5 protein-coding genes and 1 pseudogene are annotated in these 6,059 nt (G+C 70.5%); 2 read left to right on the plus strand and 4 right to left on the minus strand.

The features are described 5' to 3' along the window. The first annotated feature begins 51 nt into the window (after positions 1-51). The gene (locus tag Q4C85_RS07770) at positions 52-1,518 is read left to right on the plus strand and encodes an amino acid permease (protein ID WP_303141085.1); all 1,467 of its coding nucleotides are present in this window, start codon (positions 52-54) and stop codon (positions 1,516-1,518) included. A 77-nt stretch (positions 1,519-1,595) separates the two neighbouring features. Here the strand turns inward: Q4C85_RS07770 and dnaB are convergent, their stop codons facing one another. Beyond that, positions 1,596-2,987: a replicative DNA helicase gene (gene dnaB / locus Q4C85_RS07775; RefSeq protein ID WP_303141093.1), complete on the minus strand. Its 1,392-nt coding sequence runs from the start codon at positions 2,985-2,987 to the stop codon at positions 1,596-1,598. Positions 2,988-3,549: 562 nt separating this feature from the next. Between dnaB and Q4C85_RS07780 the strand changes: the two genes are divergently transcribed. After that, a complete protein-coding gene (locus Q4C85_RS07780; RefSeq protein WP_303141086.1) occupies positions 3,550-4,962 on the plus strand; it encodes an MATE family efflux transporter in 1,413 nt (470 codons plus the stop codon). Positions 4,963-5,083: 121 nt separating this feature from the next. On the opposite strand, the gene rplI is transcribed toward Q4C85_RS07780, so the two are convergent. The 3 genes and pseudogenes from rplI to Q4C85_RS07795 all read right to left on the minus strand — a co-directional run. Continuing rightward, positions 5,084-5,539 (minus strand): 50S ribosomal protein L9, encoded by a 456-nt coding sequence (rplI, locus tag Q4C85_RS07785; protein ID WP_303141087.1) that lies wholly within the window; start codon positions 5,537-5,539, stop codon positions 5,084-5,086. A gap of 15 nt (positions 5,540-5,554) precedes the next feature. Then, entirely contained in the window at positions 5,555-5,791 is a 237-nt protein-coding gene (rpsR, locus tag Q4C85_RS07790) for a 30S ribosomal protein S18 (RefSeq protein ID WP_026426343.1), read from the minus strand. Positions 5,792-5,871: 80 nt separating this feature from the next. Next, positions 5,872-6,059, minus strand: a pseudogene (locus tag Q4C85_RS07795) (single-stranded DNA-binding protein); the annotation flags it as partial.

A 6,059-nucleotide genomic window follows, 5' to 3' on the forward strand; every position in this document is an offset into this window, starting at 1 on the left:
TCGGGCCGCCGCGACGATGCGGCTGCCGACCCCACAACGACGGAGGTCCCCATGAGCGGACAGCCCCACACCGCACCCGCCGCCGGCTCGCTCCAGCGTCAGCTCCGCGCGCGCCACGTCAACCTCATTGCGATCGGCGGTGCCATCGGCACCGGCCTGTTCGTGGGCACCGGGGTGTCGATCTCCGACGCCGGACCCGGAGGGGCCCTGCTCAGCTACGGGGTCATCGGCCTGGCGATCTTCTTCATGATGGGGGCGCTGGGCGAGATGGTGACCCACCGGCCGGTGGCCGGAGCCTTCGAGACCTACACCGGGGAGTACGTCGAGCCCGCCCTGGGCTTCACGGTGGGCTGGATGTACTGGTACTCCTGCGCGATGACGATCGCCGTCGAGCTGGTGGCCTCCTCGATCATCATGAAGTACTGGTTCCCCGGCTCCCCCTCCCTGCTGTGGAGCGCCCTGTTCCTCGGCATCATCCTGTGCCTCAACCTCTTCTCGGCCCGGATATTCGGGGAGTCGGAGTTCTGGTTCGCCGGCATCAAGGTCATCACGATCATCGTCTTCCTCATCCTGGGGCTGGCGATGATCGTGGGCATCATGGGCGGCCACGAGGGCGGCCTGAGCAACTGGACCACCGGCGAGGCCCCCTTCGTCGGCGGATGGGCGGGGACGACCTCGGTGCTCATGGTCGCCGGCTTCTCCTTCATCGGTGTGGAGTCGGCGGCGGTGGCCGCCGGCGAGGCCGAGAACCCCCGCACGACGATGCCGCGGGCCATCAACTCGGTGTTCCTGCGGATCATGATCTTCTATGTCGGGGCCATCGCCGTCGTCTCCACGCTCGTGGCCTACACCGACCCCAACCTGCTCCAGGCCTCCGAGGAGAACATCGCCGCCAGCCCCTTCACCCTCGTCTTCGAGCGGGCCGGCCTGGCGATCGCCGCGGCCTTCATGAACGCCGTCGTGCTCACCTCGGTGCTCTCGGCGGGCAACTCCACGCTGTACGTCGGCTCGCGCCTCCTGTACTCCATGGCCGGGGCGGGTCGGGCACCAAGGGTCTTCGGCCGGGTCTCGCGCAGCGGCGTGCCGGTGTGGGGCGTGCTGGCGACCGTGGGCATCTCAATGCTCGGCTTCCTGTCCAGCCTCGTGGGCGATTCGGTGGCCTACACCTGGTTCTACAACGCCACCGGCCTGACCGGCTTCATCGTCTGGGTCGGCGTCTGCCTGGCCCATCTGCGCTTCCGCGCGGCCTGGAAGGCCCAGGGCCGCACGGTCGAGGACCTGCCCTACCGGGCCAAGCTCTTCCCGGTGGGCACCTGGTTCTCCCTCATCGTCTTCGTCCTGGTCATCATCGGCCAGGGCGTCAACCTGGCCCTGGCCGGGTTCACCTGGTACGGCCTGCTCGTGGCCTACATCGGGCTGCCCATCGCGGTGGCGCTGTGGCTGGGATTCAAGCTCGTGCGCGGCTCCCGTCCGACTCCGCTGGCCGAGATCGACCTGTCGGCAGACGACGTCGAGTAGCCAGGACCCCGCGGGAGCGGTGTGCCATATGTCCCGATCTCGAGGTGCCATATGTCCCGATCTCGCGGAGGGCGGGGTCAGTCGTAGGCGGGCTCGCCGCCCATGTCCCGGGCCATGTTCGCGAAGCGTGACAGGTGGCCCTGGAAGGCCACGGGGATCACCTTGGTCTGGCCGTTGCGGTGCTTGGCCACGATGATGTCGGCCTCGCCGGGGCGCTCCTCGGGCTGGTAGTACTCCGGCCGGTGCAGCAGCATGATGATGTCGGCGTCCTGCTCCAGCGAGCCGGACTCACGCAGGTCCGACATCTGCGGCTTGTTGCCCGTGCGCTGCTCGGGACCCCGGTTGAGCTGGGCGACCGCCACGACCGGGATCTCGATCTCCTTGGCCAGGAGCTTGAGGGAGCGGGAGAACTCGGAGACCTCCTGCTGGCGCGACTCGACCCGCTTGCCCGAGCTCATCAGCTGGAGGTAGTCGATGACCATGAGGCCCAGGCCGTGCTGCTGCTTGAGCCTCAGCGCCTTGGAGCGGATCTCGGGCATCGTCAGGTTCGGGGAGTCGTCGATGTACAGGGGCGCCTCGGACACGGGGTTGTAGGCGCGGGCCACGTCCTGCCAGTCGCGCTCGTTCATCGTCTTGCCGCCGCGCAGCTTGGTCATGTCGACGCCCGACTCGGCGGACAGGATGCGCATCATCAGCTCCATGCGCCCCATCTCCAAAGAGAAGTAGCAGCTGGGAATGAGTTTGCCATCCGGCCCACGCGAGTGGATCGAGGCCGAGCGGCAGAAGTCGACCGCGAGGGTCGACTTGCCCATGGCCGGGCGGGCCGCAACGATGATCATCTGCCCGGGGTGGAGCCCGCCGGTCAGCTCGTCGAGCTCGACGAAGCCCGTGGGCACACCCGTCATCTGCCCGCTGTCGCGCGCCTGCCCGGCCTCGATCTCGAGGTTGGCCTCGTTGAGCAGCGCCCCGACGTTGACGTAGTCCTCCTTCTGCCCCTCGTGGTGGGCCACCGAGTAGACCTCGGCCTCGGCCAGCGTGACGAGCTCGGCGATGTCCCCGGCGTCGGTGGAGTAGCCCAGCTGGGTGATGCGGGTCCCTGCCTGGACGAGGCCGCGCATGAGGGACTTCTCCTTGACGATGCGCGCGTAGTAGGCGGCGTTGGCGGCCGTGGGGACGGTGGCCATGAGGCTGGCCAGGTAGGGCGCCCCGCCCACACGCTCCAGCTCGCCCCGCTTGGCCAGCTCGTCGGCCACGATGAGCGGGTCGGCCGGCTCGGTGCGGTTGTAGACCTCGACGATGGCGTCGAAGATCGACTCGTGGGCGGGCCTGTAGAACTCCGGTCCGCGCAGCACCTCGATGACGTCGGTGATCGCGTCCTTGCTCAGCAGCATGCCGCCCAGGGTTGCCATCTCGGCATCGAGGTCCTGAGGCGGGACCCGGTCGAACTCGCCGTCGAAGCGGGCCGCCACGCGGTCCGGCTCGGCACTGCGGCCGGCAGGCCCACCGGTGTGGTCGATGTCGGTCAAAGGGTCCCTCCTGACGCACCGACGCACGCCTGCCAGCGGTGCCCGCGCGAGGCTATCGACCGTCTCCGGCGGAGGCAAACGGAGCCCCGCCGGCCGGTGTGGATAACCCGGTGCGGGCTGTGGATATGACGCCACACGCTGGGGACGAGGAACCGTGCTCGGTGGGTCGTGCGGTGGACATCGCAACCGAGACCGATGTCACTCGGTCTGTCAATCCTTGACATACCGGGCTTTTCTGCCAGTGACCCGGGCACTCGGGGCCGGCGTCTCGAAGGACGATCAAATCTGTGGAGAAGTGGGAAACTCTGTGGAAGACCTCAAGGTTCGGCTCAGTTGTTATCCACATGAGACGCTCCGCTGTAATCCACATGAGACGCTCCGCGGGTGCCCAGCGCCCGCCCGCCCCGCCTGCAGAGACCGCTGAGCCTTCGCCGAGTCCGGTGTGGTATAGGAGCCGCCAAGGTCCTGACATTCCAGCGAGCCACCGATCGGAGGAGCCGTGCCCGTGACGCTCCCCGGGCGCCGTCGAGGCGGCGCCCTGGACAGGCAGATCCTGGCCCTCGCCCTGCCGGCGCTCGGCGCCCTCGTCGCCGAGCCGGTCTTCGTCCTCATCGACTCGGCCATGGTCGGACACCTCGGCGCCGCCAGCCTGGCCGGGCTGTCACTGGCCTCGACAGTGCTGACCACTCTTGTCGGCCTCTTCGTCTTCCTGGCCTACTCGACGACCGCCACGACCGCTCGGCTCTTCGGGGCCGGTGACCGGCGCGGGGGCCTGCGCGCAGGCGTCGACGGCCTGTGGCTGGCCCTCCTGCTGGGCGTCGGGGCGGCCGCCCTCCTGGGGGCCGGGGCCCCGTGGGTGACCGGCGCGCTGGGCGCCCAGGACGCGGTGGCCTCCAACGCCGTCGCCTACCTGCGCGCCTCAGCCGGCGGCCTGCCAGGGATGCTCGTCGTCTTCGCCGCGACCGGCACACTGCGCGGCCTGCTCGATACACGCACCCCCTTCGTCGTGGCCACGGCCGGCGCGGTCCTCAACGTCGCGCTCAACGCCGTCCTCATGTACGGCGCGGGGATGGGCGTGGCCGGCTCGGGCCTGGGAACCGCCGTGTCGCAAACGGCGATGGCGCTGGCCCTGGGCGCACCCGTGCTGCGCGCCGCCCGGCACGAGGGCGTCGCGGTGGCACCGCGACTCGCCGGCCTCGGGACCTCCCTGGGCGCGGGCCTGCCCCTGCTCGTGCGCACGATCTCCCTGCGCGTGGCGCTCCTGGCCACCGTGTGGGCGGCCACCGCCCTGGGAACCACGGCCCTGGCCGCCCACCAGGTGGTGGCCGCCGTCTGGGGTCTGACGGCCTTCGCCCTGGACGCCCTGGCGATCGCCGCGCAGGCGCTGGTCGGGCGGGCGCTGGGTGCCGCCCAGGCCCGGACCACCGGTGCCTCCGGCTCCGAGCCGGAGTCCGCCGTCGCCACCCCCATGGGCGAGGCCGCGACAACAGACGTCAGCGCCGTCCTGCGACGCTGCCTGGCCTGGGGCGTGGCCGCGGGCGCGGTACTCGGCACCGCGGTGGCCGTGCTCAGCCCATGGCTGCCCCGGCTCTTCAGCACGGAGACCGCAGTGGTCGACGCGGCCTGGCCCGCGCTGCTCGTGGCGGGCACCGCCATGCCCATGGCCGGCGCGGTCTTCCTCTTCGACGGGGTGCTCATGGGCGCGGGGGACGGCCGCTACCTCGCCTGGGCGGGGATCGTCACCCTGGTCCCCTACCTGCCGCTGACCGTCCTCATTGCCCACGGCTGGCCCGAGCCCGCCACGGGGTCGCTCGTGTGGCTGTGGGTCGCCTTCGGATGGGTCTTCATGGGCGCCCGGGTCCTGACCACCGGGCTGCGCACCCGGTCCCTCGCCGCCTTCGTACCGCCCACCACCTGAGCCGGTCCGGCGGGGCACACAGGGCGCCCGTGACACCACCGAAGCAGACAGGGCCCCCGCGGGAACGCGACGCACCACCGCGCAGCGGTGTGCCGCGCGGTGGTGCGGGGGTGGGTTCGCGTCAGCGGGCGGCGACGACGTTGACCTCGATGGTCGCCACGACGTCGGGGTGCAGGCGCACCGAGGCGCTGTGACGCCCAATGGACTTGATCGGCGGAACGACCTCGATCGCGCGGCGGTCGATGACCGGGCCCTCGGCGTCCTTGACCGCGGCGGCCAGGTCAGCGGTGGTCACGGCACCGAAGAGGCGGCCGTTGGCGCCAGCCGTCGCCGTGACCGTCACGACGTTGTCGCCCAGCCATGCCCGGGCGGCCTGGGCCTGCTCGAGGGACTCGATCGTGCGGCGACGACGCGCCTCGGCCATCTGGTCGAGCTGGCGCTGGGCGCCCTTGGTCCACGGCGTGGCCAGCTTGCGGGGCACGAGGTAGTTGCGGGCGTACCCGTCCTTGACCTCGACGACCTCGCCGGCGGAGCCGAGGTTGGTGACATCGTGCGTGAGGATCAGCTTGGTGGTCATGTCGGTGGCCTCCGTTCAGCGAGCGGAGCTCGAGTAGGGCAGCAGCGCCATCTCGCGGGCGTTCTTCACGGCCTTGGCGATCTTGCGCTGCTCCTGGACGGAGACACCGGTGACGCGGCGGGCGCGGATCTTGCCGCGGTCGGAGATGAACTTGCGCAGCGTGGCGGTGTCCTTGTAGTCGATGACGCCGACCTTGATGGCCTTGACGGGGCCGATCTTCTTCTTCGGCTTGCGAAGTTGGGGCTTCGCCATAGTGGTACTCCTTGGTCTGAGCGCTCAGGGCGCTCTACGAGATAACGGTGATGATGAGGGGAACGGGGTGCCGCAGCGCCTCAGAAGGGGGGCTCGTCCCCGAAGGAGGTGGAGCCGCCGGTGGCCCAGGGGTCGTCCGGGGCGCCGCCGGCAGGGGCGCTGTAGCCGGGCTGGCCGCCGAAGCCGCCGCCCTGCTGGGGCTGCTGTCCCTGGCCGCCGAAGCCGCCCTGGTTGTAGCCCCCCTGGCCACCCTGATTGAAGCCGCCCT

Source organism: Actinomyces sp. (genome assembly GCF_030524025.1).
Taxonomy (GTDB): Bacteria; Actinomycetota; Actinomycetes; order Actinomycetales; family Actinomycetaceae; genus Actinomyces.